At 43.7% G+C, this 22,409-nt stretch carries 26 protein-coding genes; 16 read left to right on the top strand and 10 right to left on the bottom strand.

The features are described from left to right. Positions 1-2 precede the first annotated feature (2 nt). Together feoB and CLV51_RS03000 are read left to right on the top strand one after the other, a co-directional pair. Positions 3-2,135: a ferrous iron transport protein B gene (gene feoB / locus CLV51_RS03005; protein ID WP_106526524.1), complete on the top strand. Its 2,133-nt coding sequence runs from the start codon at positions 3-5 to the stop codon at positions 2,133-2,135. A 45-nt stretch (positions 2,136-2,180) separates the two neighbouring features. Beyond that, entirely contained in the window at positions 2,181-3,116 is a 936-nt protein-coding gene (locus CLV51_RS03000; RefSeq protein ID WP_106526523.1) for a M28 family peptidase, read from the top strand. Positions 3,117-3,194: 78 nt separating this feature from the next. On the opposite strand, the gene CLV51_RS02995 is transcribed toward CLV51_RS03000, so the two are convergent. After that, positions 3,195-4,625 (bottom strand): S41 family peptidase, encoded by a 1,431-nt coding sequence (locus CLV51_RS02995; protein ID WP_106526522.1) that lies wholly within the window; start codon positions 4,623-4,625, stop codon positions 3,195-3,197. Between the two features lie 73 nt (positions 4,626-4,698). Next, positions 4,699-5,379, bottom strand: coding sequence for a hypothetical protein (locus tag CLV51_RS02990; protein ID WP_146151215.1), 681 nt, complete (start codon positions 5,377-5,379; stop codon positions 4,699-4,701). Positions 5,380-5,514: 135 nt separating this feature from the next. Here CLV51_RS02990 and paaA point away from each other — a divergent pair, with 135 nt between their 5' ends. The 5 genes from paaA to nadD all read left to right on the top strand — a co-directional run bounded on the left by paaA (position 5,515) and on the right by nadD (position 8,901). Next, positions 5,515-6,513 (top strand): 1,2-phenylacetyl-CoA epoxidase subunit PaaA, encoded by a 999-nt coding sequence (gene paaA / locus CLV51_RS02985; protein ID WP_106526520.1) that lies wholly within the window; start codon positions 5,515-5,517, stop codon positions 6,511-6,513. A gap of 111 nt (positions 6,514-6,624) precedes the next feature. Next, positions 6,625-6,993, top strand: a complete 369-nt coding sequence (locus tag CLV51_RS02980) for a 1,2-phenylacetyl-CoA epoxidase subunit B (protein ID WP_106526519.1) — start codon at positions 6,625-6,627, stop codon at positions 6,991-6,993. Then, positions 6,990-7,754, top strand: coding sequence for a 1,2-phenylacetyl-CoA epoxidase subunit PaaC (paaC, locus tag CLV51_RS02975; protein WP_106526518.1), 765 nt, complete (start codon positions 6,990-6,992; stop codon positions 7,752-7,754). The genes CLV51_RS02980 and paaC overlap by 4 nt, the downstream gene beginning before the upstream one ends. Positions 7,755-7,757: 3 nt before the next feature. Beyond that, a complete protein-coding gene (gene paaD / locus CLV51_RS02970) occupies positions 7,758-8,249 on the top strand; it encodes a 1,2-phenylacetyl-CoA epoxidase subunit PaaD (RefSeq protein WP_106526517.1) in 492 nt (163 codons plus the stop codon). An 82-nt stretch (positions 8,250-8,331) separates the two neighbouring features. Further along, entirely contained in the window at positions 8,332-8,901 is a 570-nt protein-coding gene (gene nadD / locus CLV51_RS02965; protein ID WP_106526516.1) for a nicotinate (nicotinamide) nucleotide adenylyltransferase, read from the top strand. Here nadD and CLV51_RS02960 read toward each other — a convergent pair. Both CLV51_RS02960 and CLV51_RS02955 read right to left on the bottom strand, forming a co-directional pair. After that, on the bottom strand, positions 8,892-9,080 hold the full coding sequence (locus CLV51_RS02960) for a hypothetical protein (protein ID WP_106526515.1): 189 nt from the start codon (positions 9,078-9,080) through the stop codon (positions 8,892-8,894). The two genes, nadD and CLV51_RS02960, sit on opposite strands and share 10 nt — an antisense overlap. 24 nt (positions 9,081-9,104) lie before the next feature. Then, positions 9,105-9,332 carry a hypothetical protein gene (locus CLV51_RS02955; RefSeq protein ID WP_106526514.1) on the bottom strand — a complete coding sequence of 76 codons (228 nt, stop codon included), beginning with the start codon at positions 9,330-9,332 and terminating at the stop codon, positions 9,105-9,107. A 216-nt stretch (positions 9,333-9,548) separates the two neighbouring features. Between CLV51_RS02955 and CLV51_RS02950 the strand changes: the two genes are divergently transcribed. From CLV51_RS02950 to CLV51_RS02940, 3 genes are read left to right on the top strand one after another with little or no spacing between them, the layout of a single operon-like run. Continuing rightward, positions 9,549-9,743, top strand: a complete 195-nt coding sequence (locus CLV51_RS02950) for a YtxH domain-containing protein (protein ID WP_106526513.1) — start codon at positions 9,549-9,551, stop codon at positions 9,741-9,743. 27 nt (positions 9,744-9,770) lie between these two features. Beyond that, a complete protein-coding gene (locus CLV51_RS02945) occupies positions 9,771-10,229 on the top strand; it encodes a hypothetical protein (protein WP_106526512.1) in 459 nt (152 codons plus the stop codon). A 20-nt stretch (positions 10,230-10,249) separates the two neighbouring features. Then, the gene (locus CLV51_RS02940) at positions 10,250-10,600 is read left to right on the top strand and encodes a hypothetical protein (protein ID WP_106526511.1); all 351 of its coding nucleotides are present in this window, start codon (positions 10,250-10,252) and stop codon (positions 10,598-10,600) included. Here the strand turns inward: CLV51_RS02940 and CLV51_RS02935 are convergent, their stop codons facing one another. The 3 genes from CLV51_RS02935 to CLV51_RS02925 all read right to left on the bottom strand — a co-directional run bounded on the left by CLV51_RS02935 (position 10,601) and on the right by CLV51_RS02925 (position 13,762). Beyond that, positions 10,601-12,259 carry a M56 family metallopeptidase gene (locus tag CLV51_RS02935; RefSeq protein ID WP_106526510.1) on the bottom strand — a complete coding sequence of 553 codons (1,659 nt, stop codon included), beginning with the start codon at positions 12,257-12,259 and terminating at the stop codon, positions 10,601-10,603. Between the two features lie 5 nt (positions 12,260-12,264). Further along, positions 12,265-12,627, bottom strand: coding sequence for a BlaI/MecI/CopY family transcriptional regulator (locus CLV51_RS02930; protein WP_106526509.1), 363 nt, complete (start codon positions 12,625-12,627; stop codon positions 12,265-12,267). A 109-nt stretch (positions 12,628-12,736) separates the two neighbouring features. Beyond that, positions 12,737-13,762, bottom strand: coding sequence for an SPASM domain-containing protein (locus CLV51_RS02925; protein WP_106526508.1), 1,026 nt, complete (start codon positions 13,760-13,762; stop codon positions 12,737-12,739). A gap of 120 nt (positions 13,763-13,882) precedes the next feature. Between CLV51_RS02925 and CLV51_RS02920 the strand changes: the two genes are divergently transcribed. Beyond that, positions 13,883-14,623: a glycoside hydrolase family 25 protein gene (locus CLV51_RS02920; protein ID WP_106526507.1), complete on the top strand. Its 741-nt coding sequence runs from the start codon at positions 13,883-13,885 to the stop codon at positions 14,621-14,623. A 20-nt stretch (positions 14,624-14,643) separates the two neighbouring features. Then, positions 14,644-14,913, top strand: a complete 270-nt coding sequence (locus CLV51_RS02915; RefSeq protein WP_106526506.1) for a hypothetical protein — start codon at positions 14,644-14,646, stop codon at positions 14,911-14,913. Here the strand turns inward: CLV51_RS02915 and CLV51_RS02910 are convergent, their stop codons facing one another. After that, positions 14,914-15,459, bottom strand: a complete 546-nt coding sequence (locus CLV51_RS02910; RefSeq protein WP_106526505.1) for a CAP domain-containing protein — start codon at positions 15,457-15,459, stop codon at positions 14,914-14,916. 269 nt (positions 15,460-15,728) lie between these two features. Beyond that, positions 15,729-16,166 (bottom strand): YybH family protein, encoded by a 438-nt coding sequence (locus CLV51_RS02905; protein ID WP_106526504.1) that lies wholly within the window; start codon positions 16,164-16,166, stop codon positions 15,729-15,731. A gap of 118 nt (positions 16,167-16,284) precedes the next feature. On the opposite strand from CLV51_RS02905, the gene CLV51_RS02900 reads away from it, so the two are divergent. The 4 genes from CLV51_RS02900 (at position 16,285) to CLV51_RS02885 (ending at position 21,073) form a co-directional block, all read left to right on the top strand. Continuing rightward, complete coding sequence (locus tag CLV51_RS02900; protein ID WP_106526503.1) at positions 16,285-17,475, top strand: DegT/DnrJ/EryC1/StrS family aminotransferase; 1,191 nt, start codon at positions 16,285-16,287, stop codon at positions 17,473-17,475. 53 nt (positions 17,476-17,528) lie between these two features. Next, a complete protein-coding gene (kdsB, locus tag CLV51_RS02895) occupies positions 17,529-18,254 on the top strand; it encodes a 3-deoxy-manno-octulosonate cytidylyltransferase (RefSeq protein ID WP_106526502.1) in 726 nt (241 codons plus the stop codon). 20 nt (positions 18,255-18,274) lie between these two features. Then, complete coding sequence (locus CLV51_RS02890; RefSeq protein WP_106526501.1) at positions 18,275-19,351, top strand: iron-containing alcohol dehydrogenase family protein; 1,077 nt, start codon at positions 18,275-18,277, stop codon at positions 19,349-19,351. Between the two features lie 255 nt (positions 19,352-19,606). Further along, a complete protein-coding gene (locus CLV51_RS02885; RefSeq protein ID WP_106526500.1) occupies positions 19,607-21,073 on the top strand; it encodes a DNA recombination protein RmuC in 1,467 nt (488 codons plus the stop codon). On the opposite strand, the gene CLV51_RS02880 is transcribed toward CLV51_RS02885, so the two are convergent. Continuing rightward, on the bottom strand, positions 21,070-22,260 hold the full coding sequence (locus CLV51_RS02880) for an MFS transporter (protein ID WP_106526499.1): 1,191 nt from the start codon (positions 22,258-22,260) through the stop codon (positions 21,070-21,072). The genes CLV51_RS02885 and CLV51_RS02880 overlap by 4 nt on opposite strands. Between the last annotated feature and the right edge of the window lie 149 nt (positions 22,261-22,409).

Genomic DNA, 22,409 nt, shown 5'->3' with positions numbered 1-22,409 from the left:
GAATGCAGGCTCCCATAAACATCGCACTGGTAGGAAATCCGAATAGTGGAAAGAGTTCCCTTTTTAATGCACTCACTGGGTTAAACCAAAAAGTGGGCAACTTTCCAGGTGTAACAGTAGACAAAAAGACGGGAACGGCTCAAATAGTACCTGGCATTACCGCCAATATTATTGATCTGCCGGGTACCTATAGCCTGTATCCCAAAAGTGCAGATGAGTACGTAACCTATGATGTGCTGATCAATCCCAACAATACAGATATTCCCCGTATGGTGATAATTGTTGCGGATGCCTCCAACCTGAAACGCAATCTCCTCTTCTGTTCCCAGATCATAGATCTTAAAATACCCGTCATCATAGCACTAACGATGATGGACATTGCCCGCAGGAAAGGTGTGGAAATAGACCTGGATGGATTGGAAAGAGAATTAGGTGTACCGGTGGTGGCTATTAACCCACGGAAGAACAAGGGTGTTGGGGAATTAAAAAAGATCATTGACCTCTCCGCGCGTTCGCATTATAACGCACCGCCAAGAGATTTTATCAACAATAGCGCATTAGCCAATGAAGTTATTGAGGACATAAAGAAAGTAGTTCCCTGCAAAAGCGATTATGGTGCCCTGCATATAGCCGTAAATGCGGAAGAGCTGCCATTTGTGAACGGAGGGCAGAAACTGGCCATCAGAAACATTTTACAAACCCATCAGTTTAATAAAACCAAGACACAGGCAGAAGAAATTATGCAGCGATATGCGCGCATAAAGCATATCATGAAAGCATCGGTAGTAGAAAATGATCCGTTGCAGAAACAGCTGCGTTCTGAAAAAATTGATGACCTGCTGCTGCATCGTTTCTGGGGCTATGCTATTTTATTGGCTGTCATGTTCCTCCTGTTTCAAAGCATCTTTTGGCTGGCAAAGTATCCGATGGATTGGATTGAAGGCTCCTTTGGCGCGCTGAGCGGATGGTTAAGCAGCACATTGCCCGATAATAAGGTAACTGATTTTTTTATAAACGGAATATTGGCGGGTATTAGCGGCTTTGCTGTATTTATTCCGCAGATCATGATCCTGTTTGGGTTGATCACAATTCTGGAAGATACCGGCTACATGGCCCGCATCAGCTTTCTCACTGATCGCCTGATGCGACAGGTGGGACTGAACGGTAAATCCGTGATGCCGCTGATTAGTGGTGTTGCCTGCGCGGTACCGGCTATTATGGCTACCCGCACCATCGAAAATAAAAAAGAAAGACTTATCACCATCATGGTAACACCGCTCATGAGTTGTTCTGCGAGATTACCTATTTATACCATGATGATTGCCCTGGTAATTCCGGACAAGCGGGTATTGGGCATTCTTGGTTTACAAGGGTTGGTGATGATGGGACTTTATCTGTTGGGATTCTTCATGGCTATCTTCATAGCTGCTATCATGAAGTTGTTTATACGCATTAAAGAGAAGAGTTATTTTATCATGGAGCTACCTGTTTACCGCGCTCCGCGCTGGGCAAACGTGGGTACTACGATGGTGGAAAAGGCAAAAATATTTGTACGGGATGCCGGTAAAGTAATTGTGGTAATATCTGTGATCCTCTGGTTTTTGGCTTCTTATGGCCCGGTAAGCAAAATGCAACCGGTACACGCCAAATATGAGCAACTGTTGGCGCAGGTGCCCGCCGATTCTCCGGAAGCAGCTGTTCTCAATAAACAATTTCAATCTGCTAAATTATCTAATTCCTATGCAGGTGTACTTGGCCATACAATTGAGCCGGCCATCCGTCCGTTGGGCTTTGACTGGAAAATAGGAATTGCGTTGATCACTTCTTTTGCTGCCCGCGAAGTATTTGTTGGTACTATGGCTACACTCTATAGTGTAGGCGAAGACCCGCAAAATAACAACGCCACCCTGCGGGAGAAACTGTCTTCTGCCAAATGGCCCGACGGTGCGCCAGTGTATACTTTGGCCTCCGGATTATCACTTATGCTGTTTTATGCTTTTGCGATGCAGTGTATGAGCACCATGGCGATTGTAAAACGTGAAACTAAATCCTGGAAATTCCCGGTTATACAGCTGTTTTACATGACCGGACTGGCATATGTTTGCAGTTTTATCATCTTCCAGATCTTCAAATAATATCTTGTACATTGCAATAGTAGTTAACCATAAATGCATTGTTTTATGAAATTGCTTTGTTACAGCTTTTGCCTGCTATTTGCTTTACCTGTGCTGGCACAAACAACGGTGGATTCTTCTCTGCTGATGAAGGATATCCGTACCCTTTCTGCCGACAAGTTTGAAGGCCGTAAAGCAGGTACCCGCGGTAGCCGCATGGCGCAGTTTTACATCATTGACCGTTTTAAAAAGATAGGTTTGTCTGCTTACCACGACACCTACGAATATCCTTTTTACTTTCAGGAAGGAGATAAAAAAGTAATGGGTACTAACCTGTACGGCTATATCCCGGGCAAATTAAGTCAGGTTATCGTGATCTCTGCCCATTATGATCACTTAGGGACTACGCCCGCAACAGCCACCTCCCAGGACACGGTGTACAACGGCGCCGACGATAACGCTTCCGGCGTAGGCGGATTGCTGGCAATGGCACAATACTTCAAAAAACATCCTCCCCGTTACACACTTATTTTTGCAGCGCTGGATGGAGAAGAAGAAGGATTACAAGGTGCAAAAGCGTTTCTGTTACAGCCTCCGGTGCCTGTTACGCAAATCCGTCAAAACATTAACATGGATATGATTGCGCATAACGACAAAAATGAATTGTATGTATGTGGCACCTATCAATATCCTGACCTGAAAAAATATATTGATGAAGCTGCGGCCGGCAGTAGTGTAAAGCTGATTGCAGGACATGATAAACCGGATACCGGTACAGAAGACTGGACCAAACAAAGCGACCAGTACGAGTTCTATCAACAAAAAATTCCTTTCCTATATTTCGGGGTAGAAGATCATCCGGATTATCATCACCTAACGGATGAATATACACGCATTAATCATTCCTTTTACTACAGAGCGGTGCAGGCTATTTTGCAGATAGTGGAAAAAATGGATCGCGATATGCCGGAGAATAAATACAATGCGGTAAGAACAATGTAGAATACATAGAGATAAATAAAAAAGTCGGCATAGATCTGTTGAGGATCCATGCCGGCTTTTTTATTTATAAACAGATCGTTATTTCCTGATCGTTTGTATCATACCTTTAAACTTTGTTGACTGCAGGTTATTCACCGGAATTCTGCCCACTCTGTCTGTAGCCATTTTAGCAGATCTTCCCAGCTGATTTGCCGGAATGCCCATATCCAGTAAGGCCGAGCGAAGAATGGGATCATTCAAATTACCCCAATCAGTAGTATAATCATCTATTTGTTTGATGTCTGGTTTGATGCCTTTAAAATAATCTCCTTCACCTGCTGAGTTTTTAATCTGGAAAGAAACAGCATACATATCGTATTTACCGAAAGAAATGTTGATAAATCCAACAGGCTTGCCATAGGTGGTGTCGCCTACCAATGTGGTGGTCATGGTGGGTTTAAGTACGTTATATAACAATTCGCTGGCAGACACTGTATTTCTTGTTACCAGGAAACTCACCCTGGACAGATCAAGCGTACCTTGTTTTTGAAACTTAGCTGTTTTGTAGGTAGTTGCTTCACTGTGAAAGATATCTGTCCAGTTTTCAGTAGGAAAATACGGTACTGCTTTCATATTGGTGAAGTAGCTGCTGTAAGTATTGGTATTCACATTGTTATTAAAGTATTGTGAATACATTTCTGTGTTATTCCTTGCAGCGGGAACCATTTTATTAGCCAGGTATTCCGCTGTTTCGATGAGGCCCCCTCCATTATAGCGAAGATCTATTATCAGCTGTTTCACACCTGCTTTTGACCAGGCGTCATAGATGGAATCTATGCCGGTTTTTACATCCGATAGTGCCACAAAATTATTGAACACGAAGTAGCCTACTTTGGTACCATTGAAGTTAAACGTGTTCGCGTAAAGAATAGGATTCAGTTTATAATCTACTGCTGCCAGGGTGTTTTGTTGTGTACTTCCATCTGGTTTAACAAAGCCAAAGGTGGCGCTCTTGCCGCCTAAAGCATTGTTCAGTAATGTATTGGTGGCCTGGTCCTGTTGAAATTGGCTCACACCATTAACAGCGGCCAGTTTCCAGCCGCGTTTGATGCCCGCTTTATCTGCCGGAGAACCAGGATAAACATACACGACGTAAAGGGTGGTGGCTGTCTGGAAACCTACTTCAAAGCCAATATCTCCTACAACGCCTTGCTGCAGGGCTCTTGAAGTACTTCCATCATCCAGAAAGCTGTATCTGTCCATTACATTGCCGGCATCATCTTTTTTATACTGCTTGAGTGCATTGAACATGCTTGTGGTAGCCGCATAGCTGGAGGGCCGGAAAGTGGCAGAATCGGGAATAGCATCCGGCCACAGGTAAATATCTTTAAAGACAAAGAAAATGCTGTCGTTTACATTTTTACCTCCGGTGTCTGGTGTTGCTCCGTTGTCGTGCTTCCTGCAGGATGGCAATAGGAAAATAAGGAAGAGGCTTGTTATCAGCCATTTGTACGGGTAAATTGGTTGCATGAATACTGTTTTATACTATATAACTGGTATGGCTAAACGATAAGGATAATCTACGATTTTTAAATTATTTCAGCTAAAATTTTATACTCTCAATACCAAGTTCTTCGGGAAGTACACCGTTATTTTTCAGCCCTACATTTACCTTATCGCGCCAACGGGTTTGTGCGGCAGGATTCAGGCCATGATTGGTTTCCTGGTCAAATTTATATTGCAGGCGGTTCATTTCCCGGAAGGATTGAAGATACTGATATTGTATGATACTGTCGTAGTCGTCGCGGTTTAACGCCGTTTGCCGGAGTTTTTGTTTAAATCTTTCTACTACCAGCCGGGTGATATCAAAATGCAGTTGTTCGTGTGCCAGGGCATAGTTGTTTTTGGCGTCGGGTCTTACCCAGGAGGCACTTTTTATAAAAAATACCTGCAAGCGTAGTGTAATTTTCAGGGTGTCATGTGCCAGGCTGCTGTTGCCGTCATAGGAAAAGCTGGTGTAAGCCACGGCAGCACTGGGACCGGAAGGAGATGGTTTTGCCAGAAAGTCATCCCATTGCAACCGCCTTTGCGCTGAATAAAAAATAGTATCGGACAATGGGGATTCCGGTGCATGGTTTTCATCAAAAGTGAGTAGGATAACGGTTAGGTTTTTGGGAGATGGTACAGCGGAACGCGGCAGTTTATGCCCGGAAGGCAAATACAGGAGGCAAAATATGGTAACAGGTAAAAGCATGAGTGGAATAGCTACCACTAAATTTACCACAATGCCCGCCGATATGATTCATACCGGCAAAATTTGGCGATTCTATAACATTTCACTACCCGTGTTTTAACAATCATTTTCTGCCTTAAACGGGCTTTTTTCCGTAATTTACGTATCGACCAAAACAATCGCACTATGTACGGCGGTGGATATATTTTTGATGAGCCTAATGGCAAACAGTTGCGGGAAGAGCAACAACATGATGAGCCGGAAAAACTGGCTGCTTTCGAGGAACGTATTGCCAGAGGCGAAAAGATAGAACCCGGCGACTGGATGCCGGTAGAATATCGCAGGCAACTGATTCGCCTGATTGAGCAACATGCCCACTCTGAAGTTATCGGTGCATTACCGGAAGGTACCTGGATTACACGGGCGCCTGGTTTTAAACGGAAACTCGCATTAATTGCCAAGGTACAGGACGAAATAGGCCATGGACAACTACTCTACAATGCAGCTGAAACACTTGGTAAATCAAGGGAAGCCATGATCAATGACATGCTCAGCGGTAAGTCTAAATACTCCAATGTATTTAATTACCCCGCAGAAACATGGGCAGATGTGACGGTGATCGGATTCCTGATAGATGCAGCTGCCATTGTAAACCAGGTGGCCAATGCAAAGGGTTCTTATGGTCCTTACTGCAGGGCACTGGAGCGTATCTGTTATGAAGAAAGCTTTCACCTGAAACAGGGGCATGATGCATTTATTGAGCTGGCAGCCGGTACACCGGCACAGAGAGATATGGTGCAGGATGCGCTGAACCGTTGGTGGCAGCCTATTATGCACTTCTTTGGACCTCCGGACAAAAGCTCGCAACATAGCGAAAAGCTGATGCAGTGGAAAGTGAAAATGGCCAGCAATGATGAAATGCGCAATCAATTCCTGGAATCATATGTTCCTAAAATATGGGAGCTGGGATTAACACTTCCGGATCCAAATCTGCGTAAAAATGCAGATACCGGTCGTTGGGAATATTCAGATCCTGATTGGGATGAGTTTTTCCGGGTGATCAACGGCGGCGGCCCTTGTAATGAAGAGCGGCTCCGGGTGCGTAAATGGGCAGAAGAGCAGGGGCGCTGGGTACGCAAGGCACTGATGAATCCCGGACAAAAACGTGCTATGCCAGTGGCATAAAGCGTATATCCTTATACGTTAGCATGCCTGTAAAGCGGGATGATGCGGGAAAATACCGTGCGTAATCATCTCACAAAAAAAATAATACTAATAAAAACTATTCACTGATTCATGTCGAACGATTCTTTAGATCCGCGCGTAAACAGGCTAAAACTGGGTGCTGCCGGAGAAGTGATAAAAGTAGAAGAAGGGGAGAACTGGAATGTGTACGAAGTTTTTCATCAGGATAAAAGAGGCGCACACCATGAGCATGTAGGTTGTGTGCATGCGCCGGATCCTCTGCTGGCGCTGGTGTTTGCAAAAGAGCAATTTGCGCGTCGTAAAAAATGTGTGAACCTATGGGTGGTGAAGAGTGCAGATATCCTTGCTTTTGATGTAGAGGATGAGGATATGTTTGCCAACAACCTGGAAAAAACCTATCGCGATGCCAGCGGGTTTAAAGTGATGGAAAAGATCAACAAATTCAAACAATCCAAATGAGTAATAACGCAGCACTGAAAGACCTGATTATAAAAATGGCGGACGATGAACTGATACTGGGGCATCGCAATTCTGAGTGGACAGGTTTAGGCCCTGTGATGGAAGAAGATATTGCTTTTTCTTCTATGGCGCAGGACAAAATAGGCCATGCCTGGGCATTATACCGTATTTTGCACGAAGATCTTGGAGGTGAACATCCGGATAGATTTGCTTTTATACGTTCTGAAAAAGCATTCCAATCTTCTCATCTGGTGGAGCTGCCTAATGGTGAATATGATTTTAGCCTGATGCGGCATTTTTTGTTTGATCAGGCCGAAACGGTAAGATATGAAAGCCTGCAAAACAGCAGCTTCGCACCTTTTCAGCTACTCAGCAAAAAAGTGAAAGGAGAGCTAAAGTACCATACGTTGCATGCCGATGCCTGGATTATGCAGCTGAGCAATGCCGGAGAAGAAAGTTATGCCCGCATGCAAACAGCGTTGAATAATACCATTGCGCTGGCAGCCGGTATTTTTGAAGCATCTCCGGAACACGAAGCAACCCTGATTGCCGATAAGGTGTATCCTGGTGAAAAAGAACTGTATCATCGCTGGCAGGAGCGGATTTACCCGGTATTGGTAAAATCGTCATTGAATTTGCCGGATATGAGTACCATTACACCGGTATACGGTGGCCGGCAAGGATTTCATACGGAATATCTCCAGCCGTTGTTAAAAGAAATGGGAGAAGTGTTTAACCTGGATACGGAGGCCAGCTGGTAAAAAATGTCGCAAACAATTTCTATAGCAGCAGTATATGAATCCCTGGAACACGTGATGGACCCGGAAATACCGGTTTTAAGCGTGATAGACCTGGGGATGATCACCGGAGTGGACATGGTAGCAGATGGGGTGCATATCAAAATGATTCCCACATTTGCCGCCTGTCCGGCAGTGAGCTATATTCAGCACAATATAAAAACGGTTGTTGAAAATGAACTCGGTATAGCCGTTACCGTAGAAATAGACAAGCAGGTGCATTGGGAGAGCAACCGCATGACGGATGCAGCCAAAGAGAAATTAAAAAACTTTGGGATAGCACCACCACAGATACTGGAAGGAGAGGTGCGGGCAGAAATTATGTTACATACTCCATGTCCGCACTGTGGCAGTGAGCAAACTTATCTGCGTTCCCCGTTTGGCTCCACACTTTGCCGGGCTATTCATTTTTGTAAGTCCTGTGGGCAGGTGTTTGAGCAGTTCAAGCCGCTTGAATAAGCCTTATTTCCATGTTCCCGCATTAAATACCTATTTTTACACGCATTATTGATGTAGCCATTGGCAATTTATACGATGAAACATGAGAATAGGCTTGTATTTTGGGTCTTTTAATCCTATACACACGGGGCATTTGATCATTGCCAATTACGTAGCGTACAATACTGATCTTGATAAAGTATGGTTGGTTGTTTCTCCGCAGAATCCGCTGAAACCATCATCTGCATTGCTCAATGAGCATGATCGTTTTCACCTGGTGGAACTGGCTATCAAAGACGAAACGCGTTTGCGTGCCTCTAATATTGAGTTTTCTTTACCACGACCTTCTTATACAGTAGATACCCTTACCTATCTTGGTGAAAAGTTTCCCACACAGGAATTTGCCATCATTATGGGCAGCGATAGTTTTCAGAATTTGCCAAGATGGAAAAACTTTGAGCACATTGTGAAGAACTATCCGATTTATGTGTACCGCCGGCCGGGACATGAGATCACAGATACCTTTGGTGCGCAACTGGAAGTGCTGGATGCGCCTATGCTGGACATCTCTGCTACTAATATCCGCAAATGGGTAAAGGAGGGAAAGTCTGTACGTTTTATGGTGCCGGACAATGTAATCAGCTATATCTCGGAAAATAACTACTATCGCTGAGTGTTTTCGTTTGCACCGGGCATCATCTCTTTTTTATGCGTTTCAGGTGCTATCAGATCTCTTCTTTTTTTCACAAATTCGTTCCCGTAAATTTCCAGCAACGGGATAATAGCTATGAGGGGAATTCCCACGGCATTGGCGATTACCAAAGTGTTGAACTCTTTACCCAGTCTTTCCACATTTTCATCTTTCAGGGGAATGTATTAGTAGAGGTTTTCTTCCACCATCATTAGGGCAGCAGCCAGACTCTTATTCCATTTACGTTGCGCTGTTAACCTGAACATCCATTTACGGCAGATCACATACATGGTTACAGCGCTCAGGAATCCAGGGAAGAAGGTAAGCATCTCCATAAAAAGAAGTACCCCGATAAAGACAATAATAAGCAGGAAGCCTACTTGTTTAAGACGGTCGTGGTCAAGATAGCTCATAGTACAAAATGTGATGTAATCAACCGGTATTGTCAAAAAGCGGACCGGCGGGTCTGTTGCGGTTTATGAACAATAAACAAAAATGAATGGGGCTTGTTCTTTAAGCGTAAACTTAACTGGAAAGTTTTAGGTAACTTTCAATTATGGAATAATGTTTGTTAAACTTCAGGTACCGGAAAACGAAAACCTTAATTTTCTCATCTTAAAACCTTTTTTATGAGCACAAGTTCAAAAGCCGTGGTTTCATTTATTGTAGGTGCAGCCGTAGGCGTTGCTGTTGGGTATTTTCTGAATTCAGATAAAAAAGATGAACTGGTAGAAAAACTCAAAGATCAATCCGACAGACTGAAAGCAAAATGGAGGAAAAAGAAAGATCAGTTTCATGATGAGTTAGAGAATGAGTTGGCATAATACCTCCAGTTGATTAAATTGCTTTGCATGGAAGATAATTTTGGCAACTACTTTAACCAAACGGGAAAAGTAGCCAGGGAATACCTGGAAACCAGACTGGACCTGATTAAGCTCCAGGCAGCGGGAAAGTTATCGAAAGCGTTGGGATTGTTTTTCTCACTTACGATGGCTTTCCTGCTGTTCTTTTTTGTGATTGTGTTCCTGGGCATGGTAGTAGGCTTTTGGATCGGTGAAATGACAGGTAGCTTTACTATTGGCTTTAGTTGCGCCGCAGGTTTGTTTGTGTTGTTATTTCTTATCATTCTGTTGTTCCGTAAACAGCTGATTCAACGGCCGCTGGCCAGATTGCTGATAACAGAGCTGGTGGAAGAAATAGAAGATAACGAAGCACATTCTGATCATCTTCATAATCAACCAGGATATAAAACCGGTGAGCCCGGATATGTTCCTAATGAAGAAGCAACTGAAAACACAATGAAAGATTAAACTATGAAAAATGTTTACACATGCGTAAGGTAAAAGTAACCAGCTTCGAAACACTGGAGCTGGAAATTGCCCGCTTAAAAATGCGCTCCAGGCAGCTGGAAAATGAATTGGGTAACCGGGTGGATCATTTCAGGGACAACTATAAAAAGATGGCCCTGAATGCTGTAATCCCCGGTAGCGCAAAACATAGTGGTGTAATGAATGTCGCTTTTAATATGGCCAAGATGGCCTGGGGTAGCGGCAAATTTAAAAGCTTTGCTACCGGGGCATTGATGACAGCACTTGAATTTATTGGTGTACAACTGGGTATTAATATCTTCAACAAAGTAACCCACAGAAGGAAGAAGAAGAAAGAGCCAGTGGCAGAATAGCTATCTCGTATAACCTATTATTATGAGGTCTGCTTTTTTAGGATCAGGATTCTTTATCACTTCACCATTTTCTCCTTCCAATGCAAAGGCCGCAGTCAGGGAAATAGTTTCCGTTTCCGAATTTCCTTCAGTTGTTGTAGCAAAACGCGGCATTTTTCCGAGGGTGCGCATTATCTCTTCCGCCATATCTTCGCGTGGCGCGCTAAGTACCTTTATATCAGAGATATATCCTTCCATATTTAATTTGTACTGCACAGATACCAACCCGGTAATTTTTGCATCATGCGCTCCTTTTGGATAGCGAATATTTTTGGCCAGGAACCTTTTATATGCTTCCGTTCCACCGGGAAATCGCTGTGTAAAAAGAGTATCTGTTGTGAGTCCTGCAACAGGGCCACGGCTTTCCCTGGCAACGATATATAACAGGCTGTTAGGGAATGATTTATGCCCAGGAGGATTCGTGCCTATTCCCATGCCTTTTTTTTCACAGTAAAAGAAGATGACGTTACCGGCAGACTCATTCATGTGCGTAGAAACACTTCTCCCGGCTTTGGAATCCACCACCTCCAGTTGTACATCATCAATTTCTCCTTTTTCATTTCGCTTGAAATCCTTCAGGGTCAAGGTGAAATCTTTTGCAGCGAGCGTTCGCTTCATTTCATTCAGATCCGCTTCAGTAGTTTGAGGAGTTACGACACCATAGATCACATCTTTGTACGTGATCATGTATTTTTTTTCTGTTGAATCCGTATTGGTTGCGGGCTTTGCAGCGGATAAAAGGCCGGCAGCAATGGATAGCGCGGGAACTATCAACAAATATTTCCAGGCGCGTAAACGGGGGGATTGGGTTTTGTTTATCATAAGTATTCTGTTTTTAATGAACGACTTATTAAAATGATGAGCAATGGAGGCTGGGCGATAATGCGCCCCTACTTTCAGTAAACTGTATTGATAGGATGTTGCAGCGTCGGCCTTTTGCACTGCCGCCTGATCTGCGAGGTATTCCAGGTTCAGCTGCAACGCTTTCCTGGACAGCCATGCAAAAGGATTTATCCAGCACAGGCAACAGTAAATAGATGCCAGCAGATTATCTATTGAATGGTGTTGTTGCACATGAGCTTCTTCGTGTCGTAACACATGCTGTAACTCCGTGTGTTCGTAAGCGTTAGGATCAAAAAAGATAATGCGTAAAAAAGAAAAAGGAGTGGTCAGTCCCGGTACATGTACATATGTGATGTAATCTTCTTTATATATCTTTCCAAGTTGCATTAACCGCCTGATTTTCAGTAACGGTATTATATGCAGCAGTATCAGTATAAAGGCAACGCTTATATAGATGATCAGCAGAATGCTGCCCGCATTTTGTACCAGGCTATCCCACCAATGCTGACTTAATACTACATTGCTACTTTGCGTATGTGCCACAACGTTAGTATTGAATAAAACCTGTGTGTCGGAACCTTCCTTCGGCGCCTTTACAGACCAGGAGATGGCTGGAATTGGTAATAGTGGCAGGATGACGGAGAAAACGAAGGCGCTAAGTAACAAGATCCTGTTATACCGGTAAAAGGTTTCTTTCCGGAAGAATATAATATAGAGCAGATAAAAAATGGCCATACAGCCGGATGTTTGCAGGATATATAAAAACAGGGTAGGCATACACGTTAGTTTTTATCTTTTTCAATCATCTTTACGAGTTGCTTCATTTCATCCGGACTTATTTTCTCTTCTTTGGCGAAATAAGCCAGCATATTGAGGTAGGAGTTATCGAAAAAAGTGTTGAGCACTTTTTTCATAAATGTGTGTTTGTAACTTTCCTTGCCTACAATAGGGTAATACTCGTAAGAGCCACCATATTCATGATGGGCAAGAAACCCTTTGTCTTCCAGGCGCTTCATGAGCGTGGCAATGGTGTTGTAGTGCGGTTTGGGATCGGGGAGATGTTCTATCGCATCTTTTACAAATGCTTTTTCCAGGTCCCATATTACCTGCATCAACTCTTCTTCTTTGCGCGATAATTTTTTCATAACACCAAACTAATACTATTTTTGTAGTTTAAAAACTATTTTTGTAGTAATTAAACTATAAACGTAGTAATTGATTGATTGTCAATCAGAAAAAATATTTACGGCAGTATTATCCCCAAACCTTGGTTCCTTCACTACAATTTGCGCAGATATCGATGTTTTTGCGTGTTTCCAGGATCTGACTACGGAAACGGATATACTCTTTATTATGCCACAGCTCTTTGAAGGATTCTTTTTTCAGATCGCCAAGGCGGTGCTGTGCATCTTTATCAAAGCAGCAGGGAACTACCAGGCCATCCCAGGTAACAACAGGAGAGTGCCACAAGCGCCAGCAATGGTTGCTCAGCTTATTTTTGATAGCGTAGGTGCCGTCTTCATTGCGGTGATAGCGGGAGTATTTATCTATGGTAGGAATTAATTTGTTGCCTTCTTCATAATCATATACCTGCGCGGTTTTAAACCGTACCTGGTCTACACCTATTTCTTTGGCCAGTCTTTTAATATCTTCAATCTGGTGCTCATTGGGCTTTACCACGAGGAATTGAAAGAATACAAATGGTTTGGAAGAGTTAAGTTCCTTTTTCCATTTCACAATATTTTTAGCGCCCTGAATAACTTTATCCAGGTGGCCGCCTACGCGATACTGCGTGTATACGTCCTGGGTAGTGCCGTCAATAGAGATGATAAGTCTGTCAAGACCACTTTCCACGGTTTTTTTTGCATTGGCATCCGTGAGATAATGGGCATTGGTGGAGGTAGCAGTGTAAATACCTTTGGAGGCGGCGTATTTCACCATATCCAGGAAACCCGTATTCAGATAGGGTTCTCCCTGAAAATAAAAAATCAGGTATAATAATTCTTTTGAAATCTCGTCGATCGTCTTTCTGAAAAAATCCTGTTCCAGCATACCGGTTGGGCGGGTAAAAGCTCTTAGTCCGCTGGGGCATTCCGGGCAACGAAGGTTGCAGGATGTTGTTGGTTCAAAGGATATAGAAATGGGATATCCCCACTGCACGGGCTTGTTAGTCCACTTGCTCATAAAATAGCTTCCAAGCACTTTGCCCGCGTTTATACCGCGGCGCAGTGTGAATTTGGAAAACAAATTCAGGGTATCTTTCAGATTAAAATCGGGCATAAAAAATCACTTGACCAATGTAAAAGTAGCCCCTTTAAACAAATTATAGCCTATACTTGCTGTAAAAAATAAGGCTGTATAAGGCACTTACCCAATTACCCTGGAACTAACTGAAGCAAAGTGAAAAGCATCTGGATTAGATTATTATTAGTTATAGTAGCCATACTGGCTTATTTATGGTGGCGTTTGCATGATAAGCGCATAGAATTTGTGAGGTATGAAGAGTTCGGAATAGATATGCCTGTAAATTATGAGATCCATGGAATTGATGTATCCAAGTTTCAGAAAGATATCAACTGGCATGCGGTAAAACAGATGCAGGTAGATAATATTCGTATATCCTTTGCATTTATAAAAGCCACCGAAGGTATCACCCGGCAGGATGCTGCATTTAAACAGAACTGGGACAAAGCGGGCAAGGCTGGATTGATCCGGGGCGCCTATCATTTTTTTTACGCTACCCGCGACCCGCTGAAGCAGGCCATTAATTTTCAAAATGAGGTAGATCTGCAATCCGGGGATCTGCCGCCCGTATTGGATATAGAAACCAGTAATAACCAACCTGCAGCGGTGATTCGCGGTACCGCCAAGATCTGGCTGGAGGAAATGGAAAAGATCTATAAAGTAAAGCCGATCATCTACACCAATATACATTTCTATGAAACATATCTTGGCAGTGAGTTTGATCGATATCCGCTATGGATTGCACACTATTATCAGAAAGAGCGGCCGAGGTCGGACCGCACCTGGATGTTTTGGCAGCACAGCGATATTGGCAGGGTAAATGGCATTGGTACCACAGTAGATTTTAATGTATTTAAAGGAGATAGTACCGACCTTGCTAAACTGTGCATACCTTAGTATTGTTGATATAAATAACTATGGCAGAAGAACCGGAAATACCAGAACAAGACCCCAATAAAATGGATTATGAATTGTTTCATTTCCTTATAAAGATCATGCGCACCCTTTTTATTGGTCTTTTCTGGATGATGATCAATGTCTTCCTGGGCTTGTATCTTGGCTTTGCTGTGCCGGAGGAATCAACCCCCGGCAGGATGTTTTTTTTCTATTCCTGGTTTGGTATATCGCTCATCGCTTATCTGTATTTCGCCTGGCGTATGTTCCGCAAAAAGATGAGTGCACCCTGATTACTGCGCGGCGCTTCTGGTGCCGAGCTCCATGGTCCAGTCTTTATCATAGCGGCCAACGCCCAATTCACTATATTTCGCCGCCATCATGTTCTGGCAATGTTTAGGACTGTTTAACCAGCCCAGCACTACGGCTTGTTCATCCATATTGCCGGTGGCAATATTTTCTCCATATACATTCCAGCGATAACCGGAGGCATCCAGGCGGGTGCCGGGAGTCGATCCATCCAGGCCGGTATGATCAAAATACTTATTGAGAAACATGTCTTTACTATGATCATAAGCTGCTCTTTCCAGCAGTCCGTTCCAGGTGAGCGGACCTACGGCCGGCATTGGTACGCCACCGCAGTTACAACCACGACTCCGTAACCCATTTACTAATTGCAGGAGGGCGGCGCGGTCTACCTTGTTTTCCGGCACAGTGATAGTGTCTGCCGGAACAGGTTTAGCAGGTGCAATGGGGGTAACAGCTGATTCTTTTGTACAGCTGGTAAAAATAGAAAGGGCCAGCAACATGGCGGCAACACACATAATTTTCCCGGGCATAACCAGTTATAAGTTATTGGTGAATAGATACCGGGTTCTAAACAGGACAGGGATTAAAACTAAATGCTGGTTTTAGGAGGATTCGGATTAAAACTACTTTTGGTTGATCAGCGGTTATGGGTTAAAACAATTTTGCGGACCCGAAGATAGGATGTAGATATGAGAAATTGATTATAGTTTTTGTAAATCTAATGTTAATGACTACTGCTATATTACCGCACTTTGCCCGCAGTAGTCTTTTCCATTGTGAATGAAGTGTTTGAGGAGTATTAACTGCTATGGTCAGCAATAATTTTCCATTCTCCTTTTATTTTCCGCAGTACCAGGCTGAAATGTCCCTGAAGATCACCAATGCTCCGTTGCAGGTGCCATTTACCGATTACAAGATATACACCGGTAGCCAGTGGCTTGAATTCCAGCAGCTTAAAATCCAGTTTGCCCATGGATGCAGTATCCGGATAGGTTTTTTTGTAGCGGTCCAGTGAACCTTGCCAGCCGTAGGTAACACCGTTTTTGCCAACAAACAGCAGTGAATCTGAGTGCCAGTATGTTTGCATAAATGCCAGCAAATCACCTTTGTTCCAGGCGGCTGTTTGGGCACTCATAAGGGTTTCTATTTTTTGTTTGTCGCCCTGTTGTGCCCTGAGCGTGCGGGTTGGCAGTAACGCAAGTGATCCCAACAAGATAAAAAACAAGATAAAACGCATGGTAAATTTTTAGCAAAAGATAAACAGTTTTTCCGATGTAACGCAACATTGATTATAGTAACTTTGCAGCACTATTTAAAAAGATCTTTTTCAATTATATTTTAAAAATCAACAGCTTATGCCCGGATATGAACTATTTGGAGCCGAGGAAAGGAAGGAAGTAAATGACGTACTGGAAACAGGTATCATGATGCGTTACGGATTTGATGGTCCGCGCAAAGGCATCTGGAAAGCAAAGGAGCTGGAACAGGCTATTTGCGATAAGCTGAATGTACAGTATACACAACTTGCTTCCAGTGGCACAGCCGCATTAACTACTGCTATGGCCGCCCTTGGACTGGGTGCCGGTGATGAAATTATCATGCCGGTATTTACTTTTGTAGCCAGCTTTGAATCGGTATTTTCCGTAGGCGCTACACCAGTACTGGTTGATGTGGATGACACCCTTACCCTGGACCCTAAAGCTGTGGAAGCTGCTATCACCCCACGCACAAAGGCGGTGATGCCGGTGCATATGTGCGGTGCTATGGCGGATCTGGACGCTCTTCAGGCCATCTGTAAAAAACATAACCTGCTGCTGCTGGAAGATGCCTGCCAGTCTTTCGGTGCTTCCTACAAAGGAAAAGCCCTGGGGTCTATTGGTGATGCAGGTACCTTCTCCTTCGACTTTGTAAAAACAATTACCTGCGCAGAAGGCGGAGCTATTATCACAAATAACAAAGACGTATATACTAAATGTGACGGCTATACGGACCATGGTCACGATCACCTTGGTGTAGACCGCGGTGCTGATCTGCATCCGTTTGTTGGCTACAACTACCGTATTTCCGAACTGCACGCTGCAGTGGGTTTGGCCCAGATCCGCAAGCTGGACCACTTCCTGGAAGTACAACGTAAAACCAAGAAAATATTTAAAGATGCGCTGGCTACTGTGCCAGGCGTAACTTTCCGCCGTTTACCTGACGAGGCTGGTGACAGTGCTACTTTCCTGTCGTTCTTCCTGCCGGAAGCTGAACAGGCACGTAATGCAGCTGCTGCCATGAAGGCTGCCGGATTGCCCGCCTTCTATTATTATGATAACAACTGGCATTACATCCGCCAATGGGATCATTTTAAAGAAAGTGCTGTATTAACCCGCTTTGCGCCAGGTTTACAGCAGGCAATGGAGATTTACAAAACAAAAGAATTTCCTGCATCTGATGCTATCATCGGCAGAAATATCTCCACCCCAATAAACCTGGGCTGGAGTGATGCAGAAATTCAGGAGAGAGCTGAAAAACTGGTGAGAGCTGTAAAAAGCGCATTGTAAAATAATGATCCCGTTCCGCTCAAAGGGACGGGATTTTTTATAAAAAGGGAATCATGAAGAAAATAGCGTTGATACCTGCCCGTTATGGTGCCTCCCGTTTTCCCGGGAAGATGATGGCCAAACTGGGCGATAAAACAGTGATCCTGCGCACTTATGAATCTACAGTAAATACAGGTGTATTTGATGAGGTAATGGTAGTAACAGACAGTGATCTGATCTTTAACGAAATTGTGAATAACGGCGGCAAAGCCGTGATGAGCAAAAAAGAACATGAGTGTGGCACTGATCGTATAGCCGAAGCCGTTATTGACATGGATGTGGATATTGTAGTGAATGTACAGGGAGATGAACCCTTTACGCAACGGGCGCCACTGGAAAAACTGCTGAAAGTATTTGAAGGGGAAGAGGGAAAAAAAGTGCAGGTAGCTTCCCTGATGCAGGAGTTGAAAGATATGGTGTTGGTAGAAGATCCGAACTACGTGAAAGTGTGTGTAGATAAGAATTCCAACGCATTGTTCTTTTCCCGTTCAGTAATTCCTTATCCACGTAACAAAGATATTAAAACGGTGTATTACGAGCATATTGGTATTTATGCTTTCCGCAGGCAAACCTTGCTGGATTTTACCCAAATGCCAATGACGCCGCTGGAATCTGCTGAAAAGATTGAGTGTTTGCGTTACCTGGAAAATGGTATTCCCCTGAAAATGGTAGAAACATCCTATATGGGTGTGGAAATTGATACGCCAGAAGATCTTGAAAAAGCAGCAAAACTTTTATAACATCTAACCAATACGGATATATGAAATTCAGGAACTTTAAAATGGTGGACTACGTAGTTTACGGCAGCGGATGTTTTGATCAGCTGGGCGAAATACTGGCCCCAAGGCGTGTAGGTGATGCTCCCATGATATTTTTCGTGGATGAGTATTTTCGGGATAAGCAGGCATTTTTGTCGCGTGTGCCTTTACAGGGTAAGGACAAAATTGTAGTGATCGATGTAACGCACGAACCTAAAACAACTTATGTAGATAAGATCCGTGATGAGCTCCAGGCTGAGTTTGGAACGGTATCCGGTATCATTGGTATTGGCGGTGGTTCTGTTATGGATATGGCAAAGGCGGTAGCGCTGATGATGACCAATCCGGGTTCTTCTGCAGACTACCAGGGATGGGATCTGGTGAAAGTGCGCGGTGTGTATAAAGTGGGTGTTCCAACTATTTCCGGTACCGGTGCAGAGGTAAGTCGTACCTGCGTGTTAACAGGGCCTACCCGCAAACTGGGTATGAACTCTGATTTTACCACTTTTGATCAGATCGTATTAGATCCTTCCTTAACCAAAACGGTAGAGGTGAATCAGCGTTTTTATACTGCGATGGATTGTTTTATTCATTGTGTAGAATCGCTGCAGGGTACTTATCTGAATGCATTCAGTAAGTCTTATGGAGAGAAAGCACAGGATTTGTGTGAAGAAATTTTCCTGCAGAAAGAGAAATGGGACGATGATGCGGATGAGAAGCTGATGATGGCATCTTATGCCGGTGGTATGAGCATCGCTTATTCACAGGTGGGAGTGGCACATGCCGTGAGTTATGGTTTGGCTTACCTGTTGGGCACCAAACATGGCATTGGTAACTGTATTGTGTTTGATAAGCTCGAAGAGTTTTACCCTGATGGTGTAAAGAAATTTAAGGAGATGGTGAAGAAACACAACATCGAAATACCGCAGGGTATCACCAAAGGATTAACTGATGAGCAGTTTGATACCATGATCAATGTATCATTGGGTATGGCGCCGCTGTGGGAAAATGCCCTGGGCAAGGATTGGCAGCAGCAGATGACCCGTGAAAGGTTGCGGAAATTGTATGAGCAGCTATAAGCGGAAATTGTCTTATTCAGGATTAAACTGATTATGCTGATTACCCTGATTTTGTTTTTCAATTTTTGAAAGATTTTATAATTAGCGAAGATTAAAGCGGGTATATCTGCTTTGATTTTCGCTAATCTTTTTTAAATCAAAAAGTAAAATCAGGGTAATCAGCATAATCAGTTTAATCCTGAGCAAGACAATTTCCGCAGCACGCAGATTCAATGCGTAGAAAAACGTTATTATTGTCCACAGGGGAAGATTATCATGTTGATATTATTAATTGTTTCGGGAATTGTCATGTTGGTACTGGGGTACCTGTTGTTTGCTGCTAGGCAGCAGCAACAAGTGGTGAAAGCTGCTCATGAACAACAACTAAGTGCATTGCAGGCAGTTGCTGCGCAGCAGCAGGAAAAGTATCATCTGCTGGAAGCCAAACAGGAGTACCTGCAAAGTATGCTGGACGACAAGGGGTTGCTGGTAAAGGAAAAACAGCAGCAACTGGAACGGTTAAACGAAGAGTTTTCTGCGCTGATGTCCGATCAGGGGCGATTAATGGAACAGAATAAATACCTGCAGCTACAGTTGAACGGAGAAAAGGAACGGTTACAGCAGGTACAGCAGGATTTCAAAATACAGTTTGAGAATATTGCCCAGCAACTGCTGCATCGTATATCCGGTACGTTTATGGAGCAGAATCAGGCGAAGATGGATGATGTACTGAAGCCTTTATCTGAAAAGATTGACAATTTCCGGAGCAGTGTACAACAATCGCTGATGGCGGAAACCTCACAACGGGCAGAGCTGAAGAATGAGCTACAACGCCTGTTACTGCTGAATCAAACCTTATCAAAGGAAGCAAATAACCTGACCAACGCATTAAAAGGAGATTCTAAAAAACAAGGCAACTGGGGGGAGATGATCCTGGAAAAGGTGTTAGAGGCCTCCGGTCTGGAAAGGGGGATTCATTATTTTACACAAGACGCGCAACGGGATGAAACAGGGCAGTTACGGAAGCCCGACCTGGTTATACAGCTGCCTGAAAACAGGCAATTGGTTATTGATTCCAAGGTTTCACTGAAGGCATATGAACAATATTGCAGCGCTGTAAATGAAGAGGATAAACAGTATGCCATGAAAATGCATCTTCAATCCGTGAAGAATCATGTGAGTGAGCTAAGTCAGAAGGCATATCATACACTATACAACAATACCACCGACTTTGTGATCCTGTTCATTCCTATTGAACCGGCGTATGCATTGGCCATTATGCAGCAGGAGGAGGATTTGTACGACTTTGCTTTCCGTAAAAAAATTATCCTGGTAAGCGTACCGTCTCTACTCGCCACACTGCGGATTATTGATAATATGTGGCGTCTCGAAAAGCAGAATAAAAATGCGGAAGAAATTGTACGGCAGGGCAGTGCGTTGTATGATAAGTTTGTTGGTTTTGCAGAAGATATGGGATTGATAGGAGAGCACCTGAAACGGAGTCAGAATGTATATGAAAACGCCATGAACAAGCTTTCTACCGGCAATGGTAACCTTGTTGGCCGGGCAGAAAGAATGCGCCGGTTAGGACTGGATAATAAAAAAGTATTACCTAAAGAGATGACTGCAGATTTACTGTCACCTACCGATGAGTTGATAATACCGTATGTAAATGGATTAGGAGCGCCTGTTGCTGATGATCTAACTGATCCTGCAGAAGAGGGGCAGACAGAGATTAACTAGTCGCGGCACTGCACTACAGTTGGTTTCGGTTTGTTATAAAAGAAGGCCAGGTATATCGTTGCCATCAATGTAATAACAGCAAACGTATAAAATGTCATGGGGAAATTGTTGGATTTATTGTTATAAATAAACGCAGAAAAATAAGCCCCGAGTCCAATACCAGCCTCCATAGCAATATACATGCTGGCCAGCGCGCGGCCTCTGTGTTCTGGTCTGCCCAGATCTACAGTCCAGGCCGTAATAGCAGGAGAATTAAGGCCTACAGAAATACCGTAAACAACAGCTGCTGCCAATAGAAGCGTACTACTCGCAGCAAGGCCCATCATCAGCATAGAGCCGGCCATCAATATCGCAGAGATCTTTAACACCGGTACTCTTCCATATCTGTCGGATACTTTGCCCGCCAGTAAACGAATGCCAATAGAACTGGCTGTGAAGAAAGTAAAGAACAATCCTTTATTGGTAATGCCCAGAAAAGCACTGAAGTCTGGTATAATAGTAAGGATGGCGCCATAGCTGAAATAAGTAAGGAAGCAGATAAGTACCGGCGACCATACCAATGGCTCAAATATTTCATTGCGCGAGATCTTTAATAAAGAAAAACGGAACGGCTGTTTATTAGCCAGCGTTTCTTTCATACCAATCAATATCACCACCGATAACAATGCAAATACAGCAGACAGCTGGAACATGATGTTAATATTCCACCTCACTGCTACATAACCGCCAATAGCCGGCCCCATAGCCATGCCTATCGTACTGAACAATCCCACCATACCCATGGCCCCACCACGGCGATCAGTAGGTACCAGATCAGACACATAAGCAGAAGTGCCGGTGGGTTTAAAACCAGTAGAAAAGCCATGAAAGAACCGGAGTAGCAGGAAGGCCCCAACAGAACTAACAAGTGGGTACATTAAGCTACAAACCACACATACCAGTGACCCAAAGATCATTACCGGTACACGACCTACAGTATCTGTGAGTTTGCCGCTGAATGGTCTGGAAAGCCCGGCCATCAAGGTAAACAAGCCAATAATATATCCTTTGTAATCTGCTCCACCCATACGGGTAAGGTAGGCTGGCAGCTCAGGAATCATCATATTGAAGCTGGCAGAAAAGAGGGCATTGCTAAGACAGAGTAGGATAAAATGTAAACTATAGATTCTTCCTGTCGACTGATACATGCCCACAAAATTAAGAAGTATGGTACAATTTTCGCAAAGTAATCGGCACTTCCGGATAACCTGAACAAAACGAATGAGAATCCTGTTTATATTAACCGGTTGTTAAATCATGACAATCATCATAGTTATCTATCTCCTTAAGTTGTAAA

Source organism: Chitinophaga niastensis, assembly GCF_003014755.1.
In the GTDB taxonomy this organism is placed as follows: domain Bacteria; phylum Bacteroidota; class Bacteroidia; order Chitinophagales; family Chitinophagaceae; genus Chitinophaga; species Chitinophaga niastensis.
The sequence above is the reverse complement of the archived record's forward strand: the minus strand, read 5'-3'. Positions and strand labels throughout refer to the sequence as shown.

Bases quoted from the DNA above. Each gene is read 5' to 3' on its own strand.
- feoB (WP_106526524.1), top strand. From the start codon at position 3: ATGCAGGCTCCCATAAACATCGCACTGGTAGGAAATCCGAATAGTGGA.
- CLV51_RS03000 (WP_106526523.1), top strand. From the start codon at position 2,181: ATGAAATTGCTTTGTTACAGCTTTTGCCTGCTATTTGCTTTACCTGTG.
- CLV51_RS02995 (WP_106526522.1), bottom strand. From the start codon at position 4,625: ATGCAACCAATTTACCCGTACAAATGGCTGATAACAAGCCTCTTCCTT.
- paaA (WP_106526520.1), top strand. From the start codon at position 5,515: ATGTACGGCGGTGGATATATTTTTGATGAGCCTAATGGCAAACAGTTG.
- CLV51_RS02980 (WP_106526519.1), top strand. From the start codon at position 6,625: ATGTCGAACGATTCTTTAGATCCGCGCGTAAACAGGCTAAAACTGGGT.
- paaC (WP_106526518.1), top strand. From the start codon at position 6,990: ATGAGTAATAACGCAGCACTGAAAGACCTGATTATAAAAATGGCGGAC.
- paaD (WP_106526517.1), top strand. From the start codon at position 7,758: ATGTCGCAAACAATTTCTATAGCAGCAGTATATGAATCCCTGGAACAC.
- nadD (WP_106526516.1), top strand. From the start codon at position 8,332: ATGAGAATAGGCTTGTATTTTGGGTCTTTTAATCCTATACACACGGGG.
- CLV51_RS02955 (WP_106526514.1), bottom strand. From the start codon at position 9,332: ATGAGCTATCTTGACCACGACCGTCTTAAACAAGTAGGCTTCCTGCTT.
- CLV51_RS02950 (WP_106526513.1), top strand. From the start codon at position 9,549: ATGAGCACAAGTTCAAAAGCCGTGGTTTCATTTATTGTAGGTGCAGCC.
- CLV51_RS02945 (WP_106526512.1), top strand. From the start codon at position 9,771: ATGGAAGATAATTTTGGCAACTACTTTAACCAAACGGGAAAAGTAGCC.
- CLV51_RS02940 (WP_106526511.1), top strand. From the start codon at position 10,250: ATGCGTAAGGTAAAAGTAACCAGCTTCGAAACACTGGAGCTGGAAATT.
- CLV51_RS02935 (WP_106526510.1), bottom strand. From the start codon at position 12,259: ATGCCTACCCTGTTTTTATATATCCTGCAAACATCCGGCTGTATGGCC.
- CLV51_RS02930 (WP_106526509.1), bottom strand. From the start codon at position 12,627: ATGAAAAAATTATCGCGCAAAGAAGAAGAGTTGATGCAGGTAATATGG.
- CLV51_RS02925 (WP_106526508.1), bottom strand. From the start codon at position 13,762: ATGCCCGATTTTAATCTGAAAGATACCCTGAATTTGTTTTCCAAATTC.
- CLV51_RS02915 (WP_106526506.1), top strand. From the start codon at position 14,644: ATGGCAGAAGAACCGGAAATACCAGAACAAGACCCCAATAAAATGGAT.
- CLV51_RS02910 (WP_106526505.1), bottom strand. From the start codon at position 15,459: ATGCCCGGGAAAATTATGTGTGTTGCCGCCATGTTGCTGGCCCTTTCT.
- CLV51_RS02905 (WP_106526504.1), bottom strand. From the start codon at position 16,166: ATGCGTTTTATCTTGTTTTTTATCTTGTTGGGATCACTTGCGTTACTG.
- CLV51_RS02900 (WP_106526503.1), top strand. From the start codon at position 16,285: ATGCCCGGATATGAACTATTTGGAGCCGAGGAAAGGAAGGAAGTAAAT.
- kdsB (WP_106526502.1), top strand. From the start codon at position 17,529: ATGAAGAAAATAGCGTTGATACCTGCCCGTTATGGTGCCTCCCGTTTT.
- CLV51_RS02890 (WP_106526501.1), top strand. From the start codon at position 18,275: ATGAAATTCAGGAACTTTAAAATGGTGGACTACGTAGTTTACGGCAGC.
- CLV51_RS02885 (WP_106526500.1), top strand. From the start codon at position 19,607: ATGTTGATATTATTAATTGTTTCGGGAATTGTCATGTTGGTACTGGGG.
- CLV51_RS02880 (WP_106526499.1), bottom strand. From the start codon at position 22,260: ATGTATCAGTCGACAGGAAGAATCTATAGTTTACATTTTATCCTACTC.